Below are 23,295 nucleotides of genomic sequence, written 5' to 3'. Positions count from 1 at the left end.
CGGCATGAAAAATATTAGTATGTATAATAGAATTAGTAATGTTTTTTTTAAGTTTTTCTGTGTCATTTTATAGGATTAAAATGCTTGATAAAGGTGCTTTTAAATAAACTATATCATCCTTTCCGTAAATCACTTAAAAGTTGATTCATTCTTTCCTCTCTTTCTTTCCTCTCTTCTCTCTCCTTAGCTTCTCCATTTTTATTACCCCAAAAATCAAGATATACCGATTCTCTACTAAATGCAGCTTCTGCCCACTTTTTTACTTCAGATTCAATATGGCCTTCCAAAAACAATTGAGAAAATGCCAATGCAATTACTTCGTTATCAATTGCATTTAAATCAATATATTGGTTTTGCATAGTATTGACTATCCTCCTAAGCCTCTCTGAATCTTTGCCATCCAAATAAAGATCAAATCCGGGATATCCTAAACTAATAAGCTCCTCTTCCATAAATTTTTTTACATTTTCTTTTGGATGCTCTCGCTTCCAATCACAATACAAATAGTATGTATCATTTCCAGTATCGTTTCCAAAAGGTGACCATGCATCTAAAACGTCATAATAAAACTCATTGGTCATTATTTTCTTTGCCGCCTCACTGCCATTCTTCCATTCAATCTCTACATACTTTGGAGAAGATTGTGCCATGCATACCTCACAATATAATAGACAGCTAAAAATAGTTAAGGTGTTAATAAATTTTTTCATAGATGTATATTAAGTTATTTGAAAAGAAACAAAGTAGGAAATCTTCCTACTTTGTTCTCAAAAATTTAAATAATAATTTCTTTTAAACTGAATATAACAGGAGATTCAAACATTGCATTGAAAGGATTCTTGTAGACAAGTTTCAAAGTATCTCCATCCAATTGGAAGCCTTTGAAATTGGCATCAGTCTGAATTTTCGAGGTTTCAAAATCCTTGAGTTTAAACCACTTTTCGTCAGAATCCCTGACTAAAGCCAACTGTGCCCGTTCTGTTGTAACGTCCAACACTGCAGTATAGTTTTCTTTATTATATTTTACCTTCCTTTTGAATGGTGAACTTGTGATCTTCCAATCCTTATTCTTAAGTTCATCTAAAGATGCAATAACCTCAGATTTATCAGTTACGAAATAGTCATCAGACAAGTTGTTAAAAAGAACTTTCCATTTTTCTATTAAAAAATCTTTCCTTTTCTGTTCTGAAAGATTATTCCAATCAATACTTTCTGTTGATACATATAAGCTAACAATCCCATCCCTTACCTTTTTGTCATAATGTAGATCTTTAAAAAGCTTTATGTCATCATTTTCAATATTGTCGGAGAGCATTAACATATATTTCTGTATTTTTTTTTCTCTATTGATCTTATCTTGGACAGAAGATATAAATAGCAATTCAACTAATGTTCGATAATTTGCAATTCTTTCATATTTATCAATAGAACCAGTATAAATCGTAAACCAAATATTTCTCATCATTTTAATTTAAGGTATTTATATAAAAATCGTGTTACGGCATCTTCTTTAGGATACTTTTGAGCATATGGCATTTCTCCTTTATTCTGAAAATATTGCCAAACATAATATTTTTCAAACACAAACGCTTCATTTTCAGATATCCCACTATGCAAATACATCCAGCTATGGGGACCATCTTTTGGATAACGAGTATTAATATCTGAAATCTGCCTAGCTGGTCTACTATCAGGATCCATTGCTCTGGTAATTCCAAATTTTGCTATTCTATCTTTGCTGCCCATAATCGTATAAACATAGGCTTTTGGAGGTCCAGAGCTATCGCCTCTAACAGAAAGTAATAATCCTAGAGCAAATGTTCTTGCCAATATGGTTGTTCCTGTGCTTGCTACCGATGACCAGGTAATACCACCTCCAGCTCCTATAACGCCAGCCCCTGCTACTTCGGCACCAATGGCCCCCATTAATATCCTGGCAGTTACTGCCGATATTATACCCGCAGAAGCTAATTGTCCTAGTTCAGCACTATCAAATGGAGGCTTTATTCCTCCGCCTGCTCCATACTGAGAAAAACCTGCCATTTGAAAATAATGTTCAGTTTCACCTGCCTCATTATAATCAGGAGAGATAATGTATTTATATGCAGTGCTAATCCCATCAGTAGAAGTCACCCTATTGTTAAATACATTAGCCGTATATGATATCCCACCAATGGTACCTCCTAAGAAATTACCCCCGGAAAATGCAGAGTTTAAGCCTCCTGAAACAATTCCTGGCAGGAAGCTTTTAATGGCTCCTGCATTACTGGATATATTTCCCAGCGCCCCTGAAATGGCCGCTCCTCCTATGGCACCGCCTACTACGGCACTCCATGTATTTTGCCAGTCCCATTTGCCAGAATCTTATTCTTTAAGGAAACAAAAGCAGGACTTCCTGCTTTTGTTTTAAGTATTTGAATGACTATTTTTATTTGGCAGAATCTCCTATTTTAATATTAAAATACTTCAGATAATACCCTTCAACTCTTTTATAAATATTTTTAAATGTTATATTCTTACCTTTGAGAAGTTTCTCTTCTAATAAAATATTTAAGTCATAGAATGAATATGAACGATCCTCATAAACTAAAATTGGCTCATTAACCGGATGAAAATACCAATTGGTTTCAAACCTCCAAGCAGCTTCAGGACAAAGCCTATGCAGATCTTCACCAATAAAGTATAATACAGGTACTATAAGTTTCTTCCTATCCTCTTCGGATAAAGTCTTTACCAGTTTTTCTGTATCAGTATAGAAAGTATTTTCATTATAATCCAGTCCAATGACCTTTAAAATATTAACCATATTTTCCTTTGTGAACCTGTCTTTATTCATCATATTCCTATACAAAAAATACGGGATATTATTCTCAGGTAAAACAGGATAGGAATTGTTTTTAAACATTTCTTCATACTTGTCTTTTGATATGACCAGGCAACTCCCCCTGTCTATATTAGGAAATACAAACAGGGTATCATCATCAATATAAAGTGAAGTACTTCCATTATAGTCAGAATAGTCATGATCCTTCATATTTCTTATATCATATCTTTTCGATTCTGTAAAAGTAATGACCTGATAATCTTTGCTTATATTCTCTTGTGCACACATAATATTAAATTTAGTTACTAAGATTAAAAAAAATAATGTTCTCATATTGTACTTTATTTTAGGATGACTGAATCTGTCGTATCTGTCCATTTATATTGAAAACGAATATGCATGGCCCCGGAAATCATCCTGTAGTAAGCCCTGTAATGAACAATGTTTACATTCATCTTAACAGCATGTTTATACAGGCTGGGTGCAATATAGGTATCTGAAGTTGTCCCTATCATAAGATTCCCTCTGCCTGCTTGCATTACAGCATTACTAAAGCCCATGTAATTGAGCATAGAAGCAATTTGTCCTTGATTTGAACTGTTATATAAGGTCCCATCCATCGCTTTGACCTCTGCAAATGATGCCCCACGATAGGTCTTGAATTTAAAACCTCCATCGAACTGCATATCTACCAGATCAAATACGCCATCAGGGATGGTATCTCTGGGTCTATCCTTATAAATTCCTTGAATTTTTTTACTATTATTAGTATAATTTAGCATGGATAATTTGGTTTTCATTATACTATTAAATGCTGCTTCAAACCTTTTACCCGCATCCTGCTGTAATCTTCCATAAGAACAGTCTTCACAAAAATTGGTTTTAACATAGCCTAGTAATATGCTTTTGGTTAAGCCTTCCCAGTCATCTCCAGAATAGTCTTCTGCAGGAGAATTGATATACCTGTACCCAGCACTTATTCCATCTGTAGAAGTTATACTATTCCCAGATAAAGTACCTGTATATGATATTCCACCAATTGCTCCCCCAAGGAAATTTCCTCCAGAAAATGCAGAGTTTAAGCCTCCTGAAACAATTCCTGGCAGGAAGCTTTTAATGGCTCCTGCATTACTGGCTATATTTCCGAATGCCCCTGAAATGGCTGCTCCTCCTGTGGCACCACCTACTACGGCACTCCATGTATTCTACCAGTCACATTTTTAGATATAGTATTCTTTAAGAAAACAAAAGCAGGAAGTCCTGCTTTTGTTTTAATATAAATACATATTAATCACCTTTAATATTTCCAAAGTCCCGCCATAACTCTTTATCTTTTATCAGTTTTTTTTCAATTTTTTGATAAATACTTTTAAATGTTATATTCTTATTATTTAATAGCTTATCTTCTAATAATAAATTTAAATCATAAAATGAAAAATTTCGTTTCTCATAATACAGACCTACTTCATAAAATGGCTGAAAATAATATAAAATATTAAAATTCCATTCTGCATTAGGACAAAGTTTGTGTAAATCTTCACCTATAAAATACAGTACTGGAATGAAAAATTTCTTTCTATCATCTAAAGAGAGCGTTTTTACAAATTTTTCTGCATCTGGATAAAATGTTTCTTCATTATAATTGAAATTTAATTTATTAAATATTTTCAACATTTCTTCTTTTGAAAAACTTTCTTTATTCATCAATTCCCGATATCTATAATAAGGAGTGTCATTTTCTGGGAGTAAAGGAAATTTATTACTATCAAAATCAGTAATACTCATTATTAATGAATGTTCAGCTGCCGGAACATTTGGCTGGACAAGCAAATTGTCTTTCTTAATATAGTAAGCAAGACTCTCGTTATAAGATGACATCTTGTAAAATTTTAAATCTCTTAGATTATAATTTGCTTGTTCCTCTTTTTTTGTTAAGACCTTAAAATTATTTTGGGCTATCATTATATTGGTTTTTAGAATAATAAATATAAAGGCTAATAATATATTCTTCATAACTTAAATTATTTAATGTAAGCTGAACTAGTTGGACTTCCCATCCATCCTTGAATAAACCTTATTTGCATCGCTCCGGAAATCATTCTATACTGACTTGTCATATGAACAATTTTGATTGCACTCTTTTGAAAGCTTGCTCCTAATGTATAAATACTTGGTGATATAACAGTATCAGAAGTAGTACCTATTAAAAATTGACCACCAAAACTATTAACTCCATTATTCATATGCATCGAAGTAATCATAGCGGACAATTGACCTTGATTAGAACTACTATACAATGTGCCATCCATCGCTTTCACTTCTGCATATTGTACACCAGAATATCTTTTTGTATTAAGCCCTGTAGGTATAGGAATTCTGATATTGAAAGGACCAATTTTGAAATTATCCTTTCTATAATTCACTTCGTCTCTAACTAAGTCATACACTCCGTCTGGAATTGTATTTCTTGGCCTACCTTTATACATACCGGCAATTCTTATATCATTACTCATATAATTAAATGAAGCCAAATCTGCCCCCATAATTGCATTAAAAGCATTTTCAAACTTTGTTCCCGCCATTTGTTGTAATGTACCAGTAGAACAATCAGCACAGAAATTAGTTCTAACATAACCCAGTAATGTGCTCTTTGTTAAATCATCCCAGCCACCACCAGAATAATCTTCTTCTGGAGAAGTGATATACCTATATCCGGCACTTATATTATTACCAGATAAATTACCTGTATATGATATCCCACCAATGGCACCTCCAAGGAAATTTCCTCCAGAAAATGCAGAGTTTAAGCCTCCTGAAACAATACCAGGCAGGAAGCTTTTAATGGCTCCTGCATTACTGGCTATATTTCCCAGCGCCCCTGAAATGGCCGCTCCTCCTATGGCACCGCCTAACACGGCACTCCATGATTTCTGCCAATCCCATTTTACTGGATTCCATTGGCCTCCATTGGCCTGTACACCATTGAAATATCCGCCCACCAAGGCTCCTGCCAACCACCACCAGAACTCTCCGTTTGGATCATTGTACATCATCGGGTTATTCATCACATACCCGTACTTATTATAGTTCTGGGTATTGGCAGGGTCCTGTATGTTTTCATCTGCATTCAGAAATCTTCTCAGCAATGGATCATACAATCTCCCATTCATATGGATAATGCCCACGTCCATAAAATGCTCATGACTTGTGTATCCCCTGTCTATAAGCAATGAAGCTGCTGCAATAAGATTTTTATTCGTAATAACATTTCCATTATTACCAAATGCCACAGCTGATAAGCTGCCCCATGCATCATAGTGTCTTTGCTCTACCTTGTTTCCGGCTTCATCACTGATGGCCAAAATGCTTCCCAGGTAATCCTTATGCAAAAACTTGTAGGAGCCTGCTTTCTCACCAAAGTTCTTCAAATATATGATATTACTGTCATACGGGCCACCCTCGATATATAAAATATGCTTTTCCTGCCCGGTGGACTGATCCATTACCACCTCAAAGCTCCCATTTTCATTGTAGAACTTACTCAGGACATTCTGCCATACAGGTGCGTCTCCTGCAATTTTAAATTCAGCAGATCCTCCGGTCTGCTTCAATCTGGCAAGGTTTACACGCTGGCGCATACTGCCCAGGCCATACTCAAAACTTACACGGGCCTTCTCCCCGTTGATCTGTACCGGATCATTGTTCTCATTGTAAAGAATGCTTTGGACCAGGTCGTTTTTGTAGTTCTGAACTCCATTGGCATTAAGGGACATTCCCGATGGCTGATAGATCTTGGCCGTGTTCTTAAACTTAATGGTTCCTACCTGATCGTTTTCCAAAATCCTGCCCTTGGCGTCATACCCATTCCTGTTTACAGTGGGCTTTACTCCCGTTATGGGGTTGGTCCAGTTAATCAGTCGGTTATTGTCATCATAGTCAAAGGACTCTGCAATATTAAAGTCACCTCCTGTGGTTCTGGTCTTCAGCTCATTCCTTATGGCATCAAATGAATAGGAAAGCTGTAGTATACTAGGTTTTACAGCAGACGAATGATTGACATTCGTTAAGAATCCATTGCCATCATAGGTGTTGTTCACGTCTGCTTCTCCTAATTTCTCTTTTAGTACTTGTCCTTTGGCATTGGTTTCTTTCAGCTGCCAAAGAATCTTCCCTGCATTTCTATCCTTAATCTGGTAAAGATCCCCATTCCAGGTATTGTATATGTTTTCTATGGCAACCTTGGTCACGATGCCTGAGGACTTCAGTTCCTTTTCATAGGATGATACCCTTCCCATATTATCGAAGGTGATTCCCTTTTCTGTGTAGGTCTTTCCGTTGCTGTTCTCCGAAGAAGAGATCATTCTTCCCTTGGGATCATAGGTATAGACTGTGGCAAATGCCCGCCCCTTAATGGTACCTGATTTTTTGGTCAACAGCCCTTTGTCACTATATGCAAAGAAAATCGTTTTGTTGGTCGTCTGTCCATTATCTAGGGTAGAAAATTCTTTTTGAGAAATTAACTGCCCAAGATCATTATAGACATATTCCTTGGTTCCCTTGGGGCTTATCGTCCTTTTGGCCTGTCCCAATCCGTTATATTCATATTTATATACGCCATTTGACGGATCATTAAATTCAGATTTTCTTCCCCAGGGATCATACTTAGTGGTCACGATGTTTTCAGCATACTGAGCCTGGGTTTGTTGCCCTGATGCATTATAGGAAAACTGTACTGTTCCACCCGGATCAGTGGAAGAAATCACATTACCAAGAGCATCGGTCGTCTTTGAAGTCGTTCTGCCATAACCGTTAAGTTCCTTTACGCTGGTTGTCAAACCTGAAACATTGGTCTCTGTTTGCTTTCCATTAAATGCAGTGGCAGTAATCCTGACAGGCAATACGGAATCATCATAGGCAATGGTATTCCACTTATCAGCACTTTGTCCTTCAAAATAGGGTTCTGATTCCTTGGTTTTCCTGCCCAGTACATCATACTGGGTTTCCTTGGAAACATACTGCCCCTGTCCAAGGGCCTTGGTAGAAACCTTGTATACCTGCCCCAATTTGTTGGTGTAAGTTTTTGTTACATTATCATCAGAACCAATCTTAGTAAAGACTGTATTGTAGGTACTGTCTTTTTCATAGGTGTAGGAAGTCAGTCCCCCGAAGTTGGTTGTCGTTATTCCCAGTTTCCCCCAATTATCATAAAAATTGTTTATGCTATTTCCTAGCGGGTCTGTCTGGGTCAGTATTTGGCCCCAGTCATTATAGGTGATGAAGGTTTCCAATCCCAGATTGTCGGTTTGCTTAACAATAAATCTACCTGTGGCATCATATTCCGACTTGGTGAGTTGGCTCCCAGAATCAATACTGTTACTTATTATCTTTTGAATGACATTTCCAAAATTGTCATAGTCGTAGGTGTCCAGTATATAACCTGTATTATTACCATTCCATTTCTTTATGGTTTTTAAACGGTTATTTTCATAGGTAAACTCCTGCTTACCGGACTGAGTGTCACTGTAGGCCTGCACAATCTCCGTCTTGGATTTTGGACGTCCTATAAAATAACTAGTCCCCGTTCCTGTTGGATTGCTGCTGTACTCATAGGTAGAGGTGGTCACTGCATATCCCGCATTAATACTTGAAATATTCTTTGTTGGAAGATAATATTCACCATAGGTAACTGTACTTTCAGCCGTGGCTCCTGTTAGGAAATCCTTTCCCTTACTGGTTTTAGGGGCAATTGCCTTAACGACCCTATCCTTGTCAGCATCGGCAACAGTTGTTACTACCTGCCCATTCAGAAGCCTGTCAATTTGATAGGTGGAAGCCTTAAAACTTAATAACTGGGTATTGTTTTCAGAAATATCCACCGGAAATATCTTTGTATCATCGTTGGTTCTGATTGACCACTCCTTAACCGGAATCCCGTCATTTGTGGGATCAATCTCGACGCCCGACCATACCTTTGTGTTTTCAAAACCATCGGCATACCATGAGCTGTGGGCTGTCTTTCTGAAGCCAATCATCCCTCTTCCGAGAATATTGGAGGTAAGTCCCCTATACCTGAAATCCTGCTTCAGCTTTTTATCTGAAGTGGTGGTCTGGGTAATTCCAGCAATCACATACATCCCTGTCGACTGATTGATTTCAACATAGGGATAGGTCTCTGTCTTGGCACCGTCATACAGACCCGGATTCTTGCCTTTATCCAATTGCTTATAGGCAATATCTGTGGTAATTCCCCCCTGTGAAATACTATTAATGCGACCTTCCATTGCAATGTCATAATATTGATGTGATACAAGGCGTTGTATATCCCCAACATCTGTACCCCATCCAATCGCAGAACCCATTGCCGCTTTTCTTAGCATGGCTCCTGTCCATTGATCTACCGATATGCCCATCAGGTCCCTGGCATTGACCGCCAATTCCGCACTAACATTGGCATCGTTAAGGTAAAGAGAATATGCATCAACATTATAAAGATAAACTCCATGGGAATAAGGACTTTCCGTCGTACCATAACCACCAGTGGCTGAATAAACGGCAGTATGTACTTCAGTGCTTGTTTCATATCTTGGGGAGTGATTGTTATCCTGGATGTTGGATAAATAATAAGATCTTATAGATTTAAGAGCCAATAATTCCGTCTTTCCATCATTGTTAATATCATAGGCAACAAAGGATTGTGGATTGTAAATACTAATATTAGCGCCATTCTGATAGATTACTCGTTCCGTAGGTTCTTTAAACTCCACTCTTTCATTAGTGAAACCATTTCCTTTTGAAATATACTTATTCCAAAATTTAGAGGTGCTTGTTTCCGGTATCATAATATCACTTAATCCGTCCCCGTTATAGTCCCCAACGATACTTCTTTCCCAATATCCATCAATGGTTTGATCATTGGTGGGGTTAAAGAGTGAGATGTTGGACTCATACTTGCCCTCAGAATTTTTATTAAAGGTAATAAGAAATGGTTTCTTGTCTGAACCTAGCTTTAGAAAGTCAATGATTCCATCTCCATTGAAGTCCCCAGCTCTGCAATTGGTAAACACATCCCCTTCACCGGCATCAGAATACAGTTCCAATGGATAATACCATTGGTTCCCCTGTATGGATTCATCGGGATCTATCACATAGTATCTTTTGAAGTCATCACAGTCATGTTGTTGCGGACTACCGGAACTTCCCGGAGTAACAGGCCAGCATCCCCTGTCATTGAGTTGTAAGATAATTTCACTTAAACCGTCACCATTGAGGTCTACATTTTTTATCCCAATTATGGTTGTTTTTGTTGTAATTTGGGGACCTGCGTGGGTACGGTCATAATTAGCATTGGGAATAACCTTTTGATAATCCAGATTCAATTGACTGTTTTCAGTAATGCTATAAAATGACAGCTCCAGGTCAGACTTGGAGGTAGCAGGGTTTGTGACTTTTTTGTAGGTAACAAACCCTTGTCTGTTCCCGATAATGTTATTTTTTTTTAAATTTACAGCAATGGCATCCTTCAATCCCTGTAAAGAACTGTTGATTAATACCGGGCTTTCTGTACTGTATGTAATAGAATAAAAATCCTTGTAAAGATATAGACCAGATTGAAGTATCTTAGCCGATACTGATGAATGATATCTTAATAAATCAAGATTACCATCGCCATCAAAATCTCCTATAACGTCATTATCCTTATTATACTTTAATGAGGTACTTATATTGGATGGTATAGCATTACTTGTTCCTGATTGTTCATATTTAAAAACAACTGGGGTTGATTCTTCATTTTGACTGTTTAAAATGGTAATCTTATCGAGGTACCTGTAGGTTGTTCCCTGTAGATCCTCCCTATAGGATATCCTGTACTTTTTGTACGGCTTATTGTTGGTAGAAACCATGATGGAATCAAGAAGCCTTGACTGGGAAAATCCAACCCCCTTTATATAGGCTGTTTCAGACCGCGGTCTTACCCCAAAAATAAATTCAATCTTATTGACATGTGGTGTGTTTTTAGTTTCATTTCCTCCCCACTGGATGTTGGAAATAACCGAAACATTGCCATTCAATATATAGCTGTAGGTAATATAGTTGCCATGTACATCCCTGGACTTTACAATATTATAGTCTAGGGGGGTTCTTGCAGGACTATCTCCAGAGGAGGTTGCGCCATACCATGCCTGTGATCCGTCATCAAGGGTGACCTCCCAGTATTCCGGGCCCTGCCACGCCTGTCCTGTTACTGCACCAACGGATTTAATCCTTATATTGGAATACTTCTCCGTTACATATTCCGCTCCGTCCTTGCCGTATTCTCCTGACTTTAGGATTAATCTTTGCCCGCCAAAGCTGTAATAATCGGTGTAGTCAAGCTGTACACCCCTTGTGGTACCATCCTTTTCAAGGTTTTTACCAACTCTTGAAATGGCAGCAACTCCTGTAATGTTCCAGTTATATCCGGCAAGTCCGTTTCCTGCCCCGCTTACATAGACAAGACTGATATTTGGACTCATATCCTTAACACCGGGAGGCACATCAATGGTCAATGTGTATTGAAGCTGTCCTGCCTTGGTTACTTCAATATTTCCTTTGGTATCGTGAAAGGGTGCACCTGTAATTGTCTGTGATAATCCCAGTATCGAAATACAGGATAGCACCAGGGTTGAAAATAATCTTATTTTCATTTTATAGTTTTTCATATGTGCTTTTTGGGGTTATCTCTTGGTAATGTTTTTGCTGAAGACTCTTCCATCCCTTAGGGTAAATCGGATAACATAGATGCCCCAATCATAGCCGGTCATATTAATCCTTAGCTGCTTGTTAAGTCCGGGTAAATTCTGCTGCTGGAATTTCCAGTGTACTGTACTATGCTGATACAAAGAGACAGATTCTATCAGTCCATCTACATCTTCTGTCCAGTCAATGGTCAATACATCGTTAACAGGAACAGGATACAGACGAATCTGTTTCCAGAATGTTTTTTCATCCATTACATATGAGCTGGTTAATGATGTTGTTTTGGACTCATTAGAAGCTTGTTTAGCTGCTGATTCCGGTCCACGATACTTTTGATTGCCAGCTTCATCATACTTAAAGTAAACTTCGCTTACCTGAGCATATGATAGCCCGAGGGAAGTGCATAAGAATAAAGCACTGAAATAATTTTTTTTCATGTTTTTATTTTTTAAATTAGATTTGATTATCCCTATAAAGCGAGGGAATGACTTTATTAGCAGGTTTTTGAAAATAGGATAGACTTATCCTGAACGATGGAAAGCTTTCATACATTTTTTTTTTTGGAAACGGTGAGATAGCCTGGTTAAAAAATCAGGTTTTGCTACAAATAGTGTTTGGGGATCGTAAGGCTTTAAAGCCCTGTACAAAAGAAATAAGGATGATACCTTATTTTGTACATATAGAAATTTTGTTTTGGAAACTTAATTTCTTTTCTCTCATTTGTTTTTCTTCTACGAACTTATAAGATATCTGCTTTTTATACAATCCGTGAAATCACGGTATTTCACATGGTTTTTTTACGGTAGTTTATTCTATGCTCATAAATAAGGTGTTTTTATAACCAAATACTTATTTTAAAAGTTAATTTTATTCCCATAAATTAAGGTAAGGCCAGAATGGTAAGGGTACAGAACCTGCTATCAATATATTCAAAAACCAGCCACTAAGCAGTAGCTGGTTTTTATATCTTTGGCTCTATTTTTTAAATTATTAAAAAATAGCTTAAGCTTTCTTTAGTACAGAATTACATTTCATTATTTAAAGAACTTATCAAAAAGGGTAAGTTGCTCAGAAAGTGATCTGCTCCAGTATTTGTCATCATGAATTCCTAATGATTCTGTATAAAGATGCTGGATTTTAAGCTCGGTAAGCTTTTTTTGAAAATTTCTGTTCATATCAATCATCTGTGTATCTTCTGTACCACAGTCAAAAATATAGTTTTGTGCGGCTCCTGCCATTAGTTTTAGTTTGCTATCTGTAAGAAAGTTGGGGTTGATGAATTCCAGTGGACCCAATACATTATTAACCATATATTTATTGTAGCCTTCTCCGAAAGATTTAAAATCCAGAGCTCCGCAAGAACTTCCCACTATACCAAATGTATGGTTGTAGGTAACTCCAATATTGGTTGCTCCATAGCCTCCCATACTCCATCCCAAAATTCCACGGAATTTTTTTTCGGCTTTCACCGGATAATTTTTATCTATAAAATCAACCAGTTCCTTTCCGATAAAGGTTTGGTATTGTGAATTTTTAAGGATTGGGCTATCCACATACCACGAACTATAGTTGCCATCGGGCAATACATAAATGGTTTTGTACTCCTCTGCTTTCTGAACCAGATCCGGAATATCCTGTTTGATGGTTCTGTCCGGATTTCCGCTGAAACCATGAAGAATATACACTGACGGATAGGTTATATTGGGTTGAAGATTCGGGGTAATAATGATGGTTTTGATCTTTTTATTCATTTTAGGACTGAAAACTTCCTGATGAATGATTTTTTGTGCTGATAACTGTGCAAAAGTGGTCAGTACAACTACAATGTTGATTAACTTTTTCATGCTTTAAAATATTTAATTAATAAGGAGCATAGTTTGAAAGTACATTAAGTATAAATGTAAGATGTTTTATTTTAATAAGGTACATCCAATCTTATGATAGGGCAAAGATGCAATAGAAAAAAAAGTAAAGCCTCAACATATGTTGAAGCTTTTGTTAATTTATTTTCTTTTATCTGTTGATTTCTTTCTTTATGCGGCTTAGCTGGGTAGGCGTTATTCCAAGGTAGGATGCAATCTGATGCTGCTTTAAACGTTTATATAAAGATTGATTTTCAAGCAGTAGTAAGTAACGCTGCTTTGCATTTTCAAACTTTAAGGAAACTTCCAACGGTTCCTTTTTGACCACCCAGTTTTTCTCTAAATAATGAATATGAAAAAGAGCAAGATCATGGTGTTTTTCGAGTAATTCACGATAGGCTTTCACCGGATATTGTATTACTGAACAATCCTCAAGGGCAATGATATTGAAATCGCTAGGCTCATTTTTAATGATAGCCGCCGTAGAAGCAACAAAGCTGTTTTCTTCAAAGAAAATCTTATAAATACTACTTCCCTCTTCATCAATCGTGTAATACCCTACTAATCCTGATTTTATAAAATAATAATATCTTGCCATGTTTCCTGATTCCAGAAGAAGATCATTTTTGTGATACTTTTCTTCAGTACAGATGTTTAGCAATGCTGTTGTCGATTCCCTTGAGAGTGGATGGTATTGATTGACTTGTTCTAAAAATTTTATACTGTTCATTTTTGAAAGAGAAAGTGACGTGGGTGTTGTAGATGATAGTTTTTGTTTATACAATTTATATGTTGCTAAAAGGCAAGGATTCTATCTTCGATCAATTAAGAGTAGTATTATTTATCTCTCGCAGATTGGACTGATTGAGCAGATTTATTAGATTATTATTCAAAATTGGCAAGAAAATATATCCTAATCTATCATTTTTTTCATCATCAAATCCGTCTGTTCCTCGTCTCCAAGCACGAAGATGTGTTTGTCAAATTCTACAAAACCGTTTTTTCTGTAAAAACTTAAGGCTCTTTCGTTTTGCTCCCAAACACCCAGCCATAAATAGACTTTATGTAAGCTTTTAGCTGTTTCTAAAGCTTGATCGTAAAGTAGCTGACCTACTTTTTTACCATGATGGCTTTTCTTCACGTAGATTCTTTCAATTTCAAGACTGGTTTCATCCTGTAATTCTGTTTGTGCCTTACCAAAGTTTACTTTCAGATACCCCACAGGATTATCCTCTTCCCATGCAATATAAAAAAGGGAATCAGGGGTGCTCAGCTCAGATTTTATCTTCTCGGTATCAAAACTTTCTTCCAGATATTTTTTCATGGCTTCTTCAGAATTACTTTCTGAAAAGGTTTCCGAAAAAGTCTGTATGCCAATATTTTGGAGTATTTCAAGGTCTTTTTCTCCGGCTTTATGGATGATTATTGATGACATAGTATCTATTATTGCTCTAATTTATTAATAAGATTTTTTATTTCAGGTATGGTTAATTCCGTTTTTGTATCTGTGATTAAAATATTTTTTAAAATTTTACTGTGAGCAAGCTTTAAAGCAACTTCACTTTTCACTTCCTGGTCGGGAATTACTCCAATATGTTTCCAGTTCTTCCCATTCATTAAAGATGTTATTTTGCCTGCCGGAACAAGCAGTAAATATTGATTTTGGATTATAAAATGCTCCACAGGGTTGGCTGCACCGCCTGTTCTTTCACCTACCACTTCTGCCAGATTATGTTGTTGTAAAAAAAAGGCAAGCGCTTCTCCTGCTGAAAAAGTCTTTTTGCTGGTAAGGATATAGATTTTTTTATGAAGATATTTCTCCCCGGAAACCTTAGATTGGGTACTGTTTACAACCGTCTTGTTATTATATCTGGAATACGTGGTATAAAGATCTGTTTTCTGATCAAAAAAATAACTGCAGAACAATAGAAGCATTCCATTTTCTCCACCACCATTTTCCCTAAGATCAATAATCAGAGAATTGGTATTAGCCATAAAATTCATTGCAGCAGCTAATGTTTTTTCACTGGATTCAGGTGAAGCAAAACCTTTAAAATTAATGTAACCAATATTACCTGGAAGTCGTTGAACAGTTTCAAAACCAAAGTTTTCAAGACTATTATTATAATTGTTTAATTTCTCTTTTTCTTTCTCATCCACCAGTGTTTCAGGAGTATAGTTGTCGAGATATTTAACAAAAAAATGTTCATCTTTAATATTTGTTCTCAGCTTTTGAGTGAGAAGTGCCGCAAAATCTTTTTGACTAAGATGATTAAAGGCTCCATTTTTAAATTCACTCCGGAATAAAGAATCTACTTTTTTATACGTCTCTTTATCAACGTAGTAGTTTTTTACTTTTTCTGTAATATCAGAAAGTATTGCTGAAGTATCATTTTTCTGTGCATAAGAGAATAAAGAATTTAAAAAGAAAATTCCAACCCATAATTTTTTCATTGAAATAAAGATTTAATATTTCAGCAAATGTATTTCAATGAAATTCGTATTAATTGTAAAAATGGAAACTTAGATAAATAACCAAATATTGTTTTGCTCAGTATCTACATTTTCGAAAAACCTTCCCGGACTTATTTTTGTAAGTTCTTTAAAATCTTTTATAAGATGAGATTGGTCATAAAAAAGATTTTCATAGGAAAGCTCTGTAAGATTTCTGGATTTTTTATTTGAAATCAGTACATTACGAAATCGCTGGATTTTCCTGAATTCTGAAGCCGGTTTGCCCAAATATCGTTGGGAAATCTTATTTACATATTGTCTTGTTATTTTATTTTTGGCCGCAATTTCCTCTATGCTCAGTTCAGTTTCAAAATCATCCAATATAGTATAAGCCAGAATTAATGTTTTTTTTCTGAATTTTGAAAGCCAATAATTTTCGAGCATTTCAATTTGTATCTTTCTGTTGGGCTCCTTTAAAATATTGTCCATCGTTTTTTTAAAATCTGAAAGATGGATTTCTTGTTGTAAATCTTCATTTTTATCAGCATTAAAAAAATGGTAAATGCCTAAGGGTTTAAAGTAAGCTGTAACTTCATTAACAGATTGTTGATACAAAATTTCAGTAGGAACAGCACATCTGAATACAAAATCAATTACTATATTCTTTGATGGTGACCTGTTAATCTTTACCCATCCCTTATCCTGAATAATAGAGATATCCTGACAAGCTGATACAATAAAATAATTATCTGGAAAGGTAAGGTATCTGATGGGTTGATGATTATCGTCTTTATCTACAAAATAATATCCTTCTATATATTTTTTAAGGATAGGATGTATCGGTTGATAAAAAGTAACTTTCATAATATTGAATGATAAGTAAAAGTAAAAATACAAACAGAAAACAAAATCCTGAAATAAGTTTCAGGATTATAGTTATGAGAACAAAATTTTATTAAAAGCTTCCGAAGCAAGATGTACCTGTACACTCCAGTCATCGGCGGCATCACTTCCTGCATCGTCCGAAATATATTTTAAACACAAAAACGGAATATTTTCCTTTTGGGCAATAAGGGCCAATGGATATGCCTCCATGTCTACAATATTATAATCTGTTTCAGAATGGTTCATTTCAAAACTGTCTCCACTTCCGCAGATTCCTTCTTTTAGGACTTCCATTGTAAGACCATATTCCAAGATGGGCGGAACTCCTGATAACGGGGTTTCATACATTTTAAAACCAAGACCTCTTACATCCATATCTCTTTGGATGAATTTCGTACAGCATACCACTTCTCCTTTATGAAAACCCTTGCTTCCTGCCGAACCCAAATTAACAATTAGCTTCGGTCTTCTAAGCTGAATTTCCTTCGTCAGTTCAATGGCTGCATTTACTTTTCCTATCCCTGTTACGAGTTTATTTTTTCCGTCAAATACCGTTCCTGCCTCCGAATCCAGTGCGAAAACAAAAAGTGTATCTGCAATCGGATAATGAAGTTCATTATTAATTTTTATCATTGAAGAATATAGATTTATACTGTACTACAAAGATACGAGAGTTTTGTATTGAAAAACGGCTGTTTAATAAAGTTCCCCAGTTTAATCTAACTTAAAAAATCAAATTAACCCCCAAAAACAATTGTGAGTCGTCTTGGGGGGCATTTTAAATGCTGCATCCGTCTGCATCACATGATGCTCCGTTATTACCGGAAAGATCTTTAAAAGGACTTACCGTTTCTTTATAAGTCTGCTGAAGGGCATTTTCAAAAACCTCTACAGGCTGTGCGCCTGAAACCGCATATTTCCCGTTCAATACAAAGAAAGGAACCCCTGAAACACCGTTGTTTCTTGCTTCCAGAATGTCTTGGTTTACTTCATAATCCAACTGATCTGAAGTGACTGCCTGCCTTGCCTCATCTTTATCAATTCCCAGTTTTTCAGCAAGAGAAACCAAAACCTCTGTATCACCTACATTTTGACCATCAATAAAATGAGCAATAAACAAAGCTTCCTCCATTTCATTTGACTTATTATATTTTTTAGCTAAATGAAGTAATTTGTGGGCATTGAATGTATTAGTAATTAATGCTTTTTCAAAATCAAAATCTATTCCGGCACCTTTTCCCATTTGGGTTACCTGGGTTAACATTTGGGTAGCCTGAGACTCAGGAACTCCTTTTTTCTCTCTGAAATACTGAATGGTATTTTGAGTCTTGTTGGAGTCCAAAGTCGGATCCAGTTGAAAACTCTTCCACTCTACTTCTACTTCACCTTTAAAAGGCAGTTTTTCTAATGCTTGTTCAAAATTATTCTTTCCAATATAGCAAAACGGACACATTACATCCGACCAGATTTCTATTTTCATTGATTCATTTTTTTTAATTAATAAATCAAAGTTACGACATTTATTTAATGTAACAAAATATATTACATTTAGATTTGGCAGCCTGAAAGTTCCCTACTGCGCTTTTTTTCAAGCAGATTTCTTATGATCATCATTAAAAATGCTAAAAGTCCAAAAACAGAACCTATCCAAGGAGTATATTCAACTCCTTTTGTAATGATAATCCAACCTCCTACTGTAGTTCCTAAGGTTACTCCAAGGTTTCCGAATGAAGTAGCCAGACTGTTGGCAAATTCCAATGCATTGGGTGCTGATGAAATCATATATGATGATGCATTCAAAAAACTTGGTGAATATAGAAATCCCCAGATCGCTATGACAAGGATTGTTGCCCATGAACTTCCATCTGAAATATACAGGAGTACAGGAATAAGAATAGTTCCGGATAGAAAAAACGCCATTGTTCCGGCTATATTTTTATTAAGCATTTTACCGGCAATCCAATTGGCCATGATGCCTATTATTCCAAACAAAAGAAGCATATAGCTTACCATGGAAGTATTCATTCCTTTCCCTTTTCCCAAATATTCTGCAAAATAACTATAAGTACAGAACCAGGCAGTCACCATGAAAAAGTTGGCCAAAGTACTGAGAATAAAAGGTGATTGTGTTAAGATCCTAACCTGGCTGCCATAGGATTTCTTTTCTTTAACCGGTATGGATGGCAGGAAAGAATAAATAGCAATTAAAGCAATCAAGCTTACGATGGTCTGAATTATAAATGAATATTCCCAGGACCACAGCCCTGAAATCCAGGTCGCAAAAGGAACCGTTGTCACCATTGCAATAGCTACCCCGTTAAAGACAATGCTCATCAGTTCATTTTTCTTGCTTTCATCTGCATTAGATATTGCAACAGATAATGCAGTGGCAATATATACAGGTTGTAGAAATGCCGGAAGTATTCTTACCAACATCAATAGCCAGAATGGAGGTGAAAAGGACGATACAATTCCGGTGATCAGGAACATAAAAATAGCAGCAAGCATTGTATTTTTACGGTTAATTCCCGAGGTAAGTAAAGTCATAAAAGGACCTGTAAGGGCAATGACCAAGGCAAACCCACTGAGAAGATAGCCCGCCTTGTCGATGCTTATTTTATAATGTTCTGCAACCTGCGGAAGGATCCCGATAATCCCGAATTCCGTTGTAATAACAGCAACGAAGCCCAGACATCCTATGTATGCATATTTTTTCATGATTACTTTTCTTTGATCATTTCAAAATTCTGATTGGCAAAATCAGCCATTTCATCTATTGCTATCTGCACTTCATCCAATATTTCTCCCATATGCATAAATCCGTGTACCATATCCTTATAAAAGCTTGTTGTAACAGAAACTTTAGCATTTTTCATATTTTCGGCAAGTCTTTTCCCATCATCTATTAATGGATCATGTTCTGCAAGGAGTACGAGTGTTCGGGGAGTATTTTTAAAATCATTAATTAAAATCGGAATAGCCAAAGGATTATTTAATTCCTGTTCGGGGAGATAATGTTTCCAGGCTTCAATACCCCCTTGCTTATTGAGAACAGGTCCATTTTCATAGGTTTCCCAAGATGATGTATTGAACTGATTGTCTGCAGCAGGATAAATTAATACCTGAAATTTCAGCAGCTCTCCCATTTGTGTAGAAACAGCAGTAGCAAGTGCTCCGCCTGCACTATCACCAATAATTCCTATTCTATTTTTGTCAATTCCTAACGATTCAGAGTGGTCTATAATCCATTTTACGGCATCCGTGCAGTCATTCAAACCTGCGGGAAAAGGATGTTCAGGAGCCAGACGATAATCAACAAAAATAACGGTTGCCTTTGTTTTATTGGCTAATTTACGCACAACAGCATCATGTGTTTCAAACCCTCCTGCTATAAACCATCCTCCATGAATGTAGATGATAGCAGGTTCTTCCTGATTGGTTTTTCCTTTTGGACGGTAAATACGGATTGGAATCTGATGGTTTTCCTTTGAAATATTCAGCTCCTCAATCATGGCCACTGGCTCTCTCTTTCCGCTTAACTGAAAAGACATGGTTTCAAGATATTTACGGGTGTCATCCATTGGATTCTGAGCATTAAATGACTGTATTTTTTCTAAATGATTTAAAATTTGATTGATTTTAGGTGTTAACTGCATTTTCATTTTTTGTTTAAGTTAATATTGTTTTTTGCAGTGAACAGTAGCGCTATTGTTCTTTTTCTGCTGCATATTTTCTGCTTCTGGGTACAAAATTAAATTTCAAACCTTACATTTGCATTGTATACATCGAATTGTATGGTACTAACAAATTTGTAAGTAATGGGGAAAATAAAAGAAAATTCAACGAATAACATCAACAGACAATACATTCATGAATGTGATCTTACCTATGCTGTATGTAAAATTGGAGGACGATGGAAACTTCTGATTCTGGATAAGCTCAAAGGCGGAAAACTGCGTTTCAGTGAGCTTAGAAAGGCTATTTTAGGGATAACAGAAAGGATGCTGACGCTTCAATTGAGGGAATTGGAGAAAGAGGGCCTGGTCAAAAGGACAGTACATGCAGAAGTTCCACCGCGCGTAGATTATGAACTTACAACTATTGCAAAAGAACTAATCCCAATTTGGAATGTGTTGAGTGATTGGGGAGGAAAACACAGAAAACTTATTCAGGAACAGGAAGGTTCTGAATACTAATTTTATTTTTAGGGTATACAGGTGTAAGACGCAGGAAAATCAAAAATTTTCAGCGATGATTATTCATTCATAAAGTGTATTAGGAAGATAAAATGGTTATATTCTTCTGTCAAAATTAGAACATAATCTCTTTTAAATCAAGCCTTATTTACTTTATTGCAAAACAGAATATGGGCGATGAGTGTTAACACTCCGAAAGCGGTTCCTACAAGGCATACTCCTGTCCATTGTGCTTTCTGCCAAGCCAAAGAAGCAAGCCAGGTTCCCAGTGAGCCCCCAATGAAATAAGAAACCATATAAACCGTGTTTAACCTGTTGACAGCATTGGATTTGATCATAAAATAATTAGTTTGGTTCATGATATGACTTGATTGTACTCCAAGATCAACAAGGATTACACCTATTATTAGTCCCCAATAGGTTTCGCCTGCAAAATAAGTGAATCCCCAGCTTCCTATCAAAATCAATAAAGAATACAATATGATACGGTTGATATCCAAATACTTTTGCAGATTTCCCACTTTCGCTGCTGCCAAAGCACCTACTGCTCCGGCAAGACCAAAGCTGCCTACAACAGAGGAACCTGCATTAAAAGGCGGCTTTTCCATATGAAAAACCAAAGTTGTAAATAAGGCACACATAGATCCAAAAGCCATTGCTCCACGGAATGAAGCCAACTGGAGAATGGGCTGTGTTTTTGCAAGATGAGCTACAGAACGCATTAATTCTCTATAGGTTCCCTTAAAATTCGGTGAAAGTTCAGGAAGCATCGTATAAACGGCGAACCATACCAAAATCATTAATCCTGCTGCAATACCAAACATGGCTCTCCATCCCCAAACCTCCCCTACAATTCCGCCTATAAAACGTGAAAGTAGAATTCCCAATAAAAGTCCGGACATCACGAGTCCTATGTTGGCCGATTTTTCTTTATCAGAAGATAGTTCGGCAGCAATAGGTACAAACAATTGAGGAATTACAGAAGTGGCTCCAATCAATAAACTGGAGGCATACAGCATCCAAAGCTGATTGGCAAAAGTCATCCAAAGTAAAGAACCGAAAACAAGAAACAAGTCAATCAGGATTAATTTTTTTCGGAAAAACTTATCTCCAAGAGGCACAATTAGGAGCAATCCCAAAGCATATCCTATTTGGGTAAGGACTGAAATTTTGCTTACGGCAGCTTCAGAAACATGAAAATCTTCTGAGATAAGGGCCAATAAAGGCTGATTATAATAATTGTTGGCTACAACAAGTCCTGAAATGATGGCCATTAACCAGACTACAGCCCGGGAAATATTGTGGGTAGAGCTTACCTGCATGATGAAATTTTTATTGGATAGGAATATATCCTAAGATTGAGCATTTCGGATATCCATTTTTAATGGATCCAAAGGTAGGCATTTTAATAAAAAACATATAATATCATGATTGATTTAACCTTTGAATATAATAGATTATTTTTCTTAAAAATAGCTTTAATAAAGAGTTTTTATAAGCATTATCCAATTTTATCTTTACATTTGTAACAACACATGTATTTTTATGGATTATATGAATTCCAAGGAACAGATTTTACAAAAGTCTGCTGAAGCAAAAGAAATTTTTCTTCCTCATATTTCGGCCGATCCTGTTATTTTCGGTTTTGATCAAAATGAGCTGAAAGTTTTGCTGGTAAGGATGAATTATCGAAAACAATGGCTTCTTCCTGGTGGTTTTATAAGAAAAGACGAAGACTTGGATGAAGGCGTAATGAGGGTTTTAAAATCCAGGGCTGGTGTTACCAATGTTTTTCTTGAAGAATTTGCCGTTTTTGGAAGAAAAAACAGGAGTGAATTTTATTTTGAGGATTTCGATGAAACCCTATTTCAGAAGCAGCGTTTTATTTCTATTGGGTATTATGCCTTGTACAATTCTGCGGATATTGAACCCGTTATGGATGATGTGAGTGAAGCCTGTGAGTGGGTTTATTTAAGAGATCTTCCTACCATTGAACTGGCGATGGATCATCGCGAGATTATTGAAAAAGCACTTCTTACATTACGGGAAAAAATCTCATACAAACCTATCGGATATAATCTGTTACCGGAAAAATTTACACTTTCTGAACTTCAGAAGTTATACGAAGTGATATTAGGTAAGGAACTCAACCGTGGAAATTTTTATCGGAAAGTTAAAAATTTAGGGGTTTTGAAAAAACTTGATGAACAAAGACGTGGTGGTGCTCATAAGTCGCCGGACCTTTACTCCTTTGATGAAGAAAATTACGTGAAAGCATTGGAAAATGGACTGAGTAACTGGTAGATACCCTTCCAATTGTTTTTTCCAATGGGCTGCA

22 protein-coding genes are annotated in these 23,295 nt (G+C 36.3%); 4 read left to right on the top strand and 18 right to left on the bottom strand.

Annotated elements, in window-relative coordinates; translation table 11 throughout:
• Positions 1-113: 113 nt before the first annotated feature.
• From SCA31_RS00650 to SCA31_RS00640, 3 genes are all read right to left on the bottom strand, one after another.
• Positions 114-710, bottom strand: coding sequence for a hypothetical protein (locus SCA31_RS00650; protein WP_410694833.1), 597 nt, complete (start codon positions 708-710; stop codon positions 114-116).
• Between the two features lie 65 nt (positions 711-775).
• Complete coding sequence (locus SCA31_RS00645; RefSeq protein ID WP_410694832.1) at positions 776-1,315, bottom strand: hypothetical protein; 540 nt, start codon at positions 1,313-1,315, stop codon at positions 776-778.
• Between the two features lie 146 nt (positions 1,316-1,461).
• Positions 1,462-2,133: a hypothetical protein gene (locus tag SCA31_RS00640; protein ID WP_410694831.1), complete on the bottom strand. Its 672-nt coding sequence runs from the start codon at positions 2,131-2,133 to the stop codon at positions 1,462-1,464.
• A gap of 4 nt (positions 2,134-2,137) precedes the next feature.
• Between SCA31_RS00640 and SCA31_RS00635 the strand changes: the two genes are divergently transcribed.
• Entirely contained in the window at positions 2,138-2,410 is a 273-nt protein-coding gene (locus SCA31_RS00635; protein WP_410694830.1) for a hypothetical protein, read from the top strand.
• 18 nt (positions 2,411-2,428) lie between these two features.
• Here SCA31_RS00635 and SCA31_RS00630 read toward each other — a convergent pair whose 3' ends face one another.
• Both SCA31_RS00630 and SCA31_RS00625 read right to left on the bottom strand, forming a co-directional pair.
• A complete protein-coding gene (locus SCA31_RS00630) occupies positions 2,429-3,157 on the bottom strand; it encodes a hypothetical protein (RefSeq protein WP_410694829.1) in 729 nt (242 codons plus the stop codon).
• 8 nt (positions 3,158-3,165) lie between these two features.
• Positions 3,166-3,624: a hypothetical protein gene (locus SCA31_RS00625; RefSeq protein ID WP_410694827.1), complete on the bottom strand. Its 459-nt coding sequence runs from the start codon at positions 3,622-3,624 to the stop codon at positions 3,166-3,168.
• Between the two features lie 154 nt (positions 3,625-3,778).
• Between SCA31_RS00625 and SCA31_RS00620 the strand changes: the two genes are divergently transcribed.
• Complete coding sequence (locus SCA31_RS00620) at positions 3,779-4,048, top strand: hypothetical protein (protein WP_410694826.1); 270 nt, start codon at positions 3,779-3,781, stop codon at positions 4,046-4,048.
• Between the two features lie 63 nt (positions 4,049-4,111).
• Here the strand turns inward: SCA31_RS00620 and SCA31_RS00615 are convergent, their stop codons facing one another.
• The 12 genes from SCA31_RS00615 to SCA31_RS00560 all read right to left on the bottom strand — a co-directional run bounded on the left by SCA31_RS00615 (position 4,112) and on the right by SCA31_RS00560 (position 20,423).
• The gene (locus SCA31_RS00615; RefSeq protein ID WP_410694825.1) at positions 4,112-4,837 is read right to left on the bottom strand and encodes a hypothetical protein; all 726 of its coding nucleotides are present in this window, start codon (positions 4,835-4,837) and stop codon (positions 4,112-4,114) included.
• 8 nt (positions 4,838-4,845) lie between these two features.
• Entirely contained in the window at positions 4,846-11,523 is a 6,678-nt protein-coding gene (locus tag SCA31_RS00610; RefSeq protein ID WP_410694824.1) for an RHS repeat-associated core domain-containing protein, read from the bottom strand.
• A 15-nt stretch (positions 11,524-11,538) separates the two neighbouring features.
• Entirely contained in the window at positions 11,539-11,997 is a 459-nt protein-coding gene (locus SCA31_RS00605; protein ID WP_410694823.1) for a hypothetical protein, read from the bottom strand.
• A 597-nt stretch (positions 11,998-12,594) separates the two neighbouring features.
• The gene (locus tag SCA31_RS00600; RefSeq protein ID WP_410694822.1) at positions 12,595-13,404 is read right to left on the bottom strand and encodes an alpha/beta hydrolase; all 810 of its coding nucleotides are present in this window, start codon (positions 13,402-13,404) and stop codon (positions 12,595-12,597) included.
• A gap of 169 nt (positions 13,405-13,573) precedes the next feature.
• A complete protein-coding gene (locus SCA31_RS00595; protein WP_410694821.1) occupies positions 13,574-14,152 on the bottom strand; it encodes a Crp/Fnr family transcriptional regulator in 579 nt (192 codons plus the stop codon).
• 183 nt (positions 14,153-14,335) lie between these two features.
• The gene (locus tag SCA31_RS00590; protein WP_410694820.1) at positions 14,336-14,857 is read right to left on the bottom strand and encodes a GNAT family N-acetyltransferase; all 522 of its coding nucleotides are present in this window, start codon (positions 14,855-14,857) and stop codon (positions 14,336-14,338) included.
• 8 nt (positions 14,858-14,865) lie between these two features.
• Positions 14,866-15,876 (bottom strand): S41 family peptidase, encoded by a 1,011-nt coding sequence (locus tag SCA31_RS00585; protein WP_410694819.1) that lies wholly within the window; start codon positions 15,874-15,876, stop codon positions 14,866-14,868.
• A 69-nt stretch (positions 15,877-15,945) separates the two neighbouring features.
• On the bottom strand, positions 15,946-16,740 hold the full coding sequence (locus SCA31_RS00580) for a helix-turn-helix domain-containing protein (RefSeq protein ID WP_410694818.1): 795 nt from the start codon (positions 16,738-16,740) through the stop codon (positions 15,946-15,948).
• Positions 16,741-16,812: 72 nt separating this feature from the next.
• Positions 16,813-17,394 carry a nucleosidase gene (locus tag SCA31_RS00575; protein ID WP_410694816.1) on the bottom strand — a complete coding sequence of 194 codons (582 nt, stop codon included), beginning with the start codon at positions 17,392-17,394 and terminating at the stop codon, positions 16,813-16,815.
• Between the two features lie 145 nt (positions 17,395-17,539).
• Positions 17,540-18,241 carry a DsbA family protein gene (locus tag SCA31_RS00570; RefSeq protein WP_410694815.1) on the bottom strand — a complete coding sequence of 234 codons (702 nt, stop codon included), beginning with the start codon at positions 18,239-18,241 and terminating at the stop codon, positions 17,540-17,542.
• A 68-nt stretch (positions 18,242-18,309) separates the two neighbouring features.
• A complete protein-coding gene (locus SCA31_RS00565; protein ID WP_410694814.1) occupies positions 18,310-19,479 on the bottom strand; it encodes an MFS transporter in 1,170 nt (389 codons plus the stop codon).
• A gap of 2 nt (positions 19,480-19,481) precedes the next feature.
• The gene (locus SCA31_RS00560; RefSeq protein WP_410694813.1) at positions 19,482-20,423 is read right to left on the bottom strand and encodes an alpha/beta hydrolase; all 942 of its coding nucleotides are present in this window, start codon (positions 20,421-20,423) and stop codon (positions 19,482-19,484) included.
• 156 nt (positions 20,424-20,579) lie between these two features.
• Here SCA31_RS00560 and SCA31_RS00555 point away from each other — a divergent pair, with 156 nt between their 5' ends.
• Positions 20,580-20,957: a winged helix-turn-helix transcriptional regulator gene (locus SCA31_RS00555; protein WP_410694812.1), complete on the top strand. Its 378-nt coding sequence runs from the start codon at positions 20,580-20,582 to the stop codon at positions 20,955-20,957.
• Between the two features lie 137 nt (positions 20,958-21,094).
• Here the strand turns inward: SCA31_RS00555 and SCA31_RS00550 are convergent, their stop codons facing one another.
• Positions 21,095-22,279 carry an MFS transporter gene (locus tag SCA31_RS00550; RefSeq protein WP_410694811.1) on the bottom strand — a complete coding sequence of 395 codons (1,185 nt, stop codon included), beginning with the start codon at positions 22,277-22,279 and terminating at the stop codon, positions 21,095-21,097.
• 223 nt (positions 22,280-22,502) lie between these two features.
• On the opposite strand from SCA31_RS00550, the gene SCA31_RS00545 reads away from it, so the two are divergent.
• Positions 22,503-23,261 carry an NUDIX hydrolase gene (locus SCA31_RS00545; RefSeq protein ID WP_410694808.1) on the top strand — a complete coding sequence of 253 codons (759 nt, stop codon included), beginning with the start codon at positions 22,503-22,505 and terminating at the stop codon, positions 23,259-23,261.
• The last annotated feature ends 34 nt before the right edge of the window (positions 23,262-23,295 follow it).

It is taken from the genome of Chryseobacterium sp. SIMBA_028 (assembly GCF_046535285.1).
In the GTDB taxonomy this organism is placed as follows: Bacteria; Bacteroidota; Bacteroidia; order Flavobacteriales; family Weeksellaceae; genus Chryseobacterium.
The sequence above is the reverse complement of the archived record's forward strand: the minus strand, read 5'-3'. Positions and strand labels throughout refer to the sequence as shown.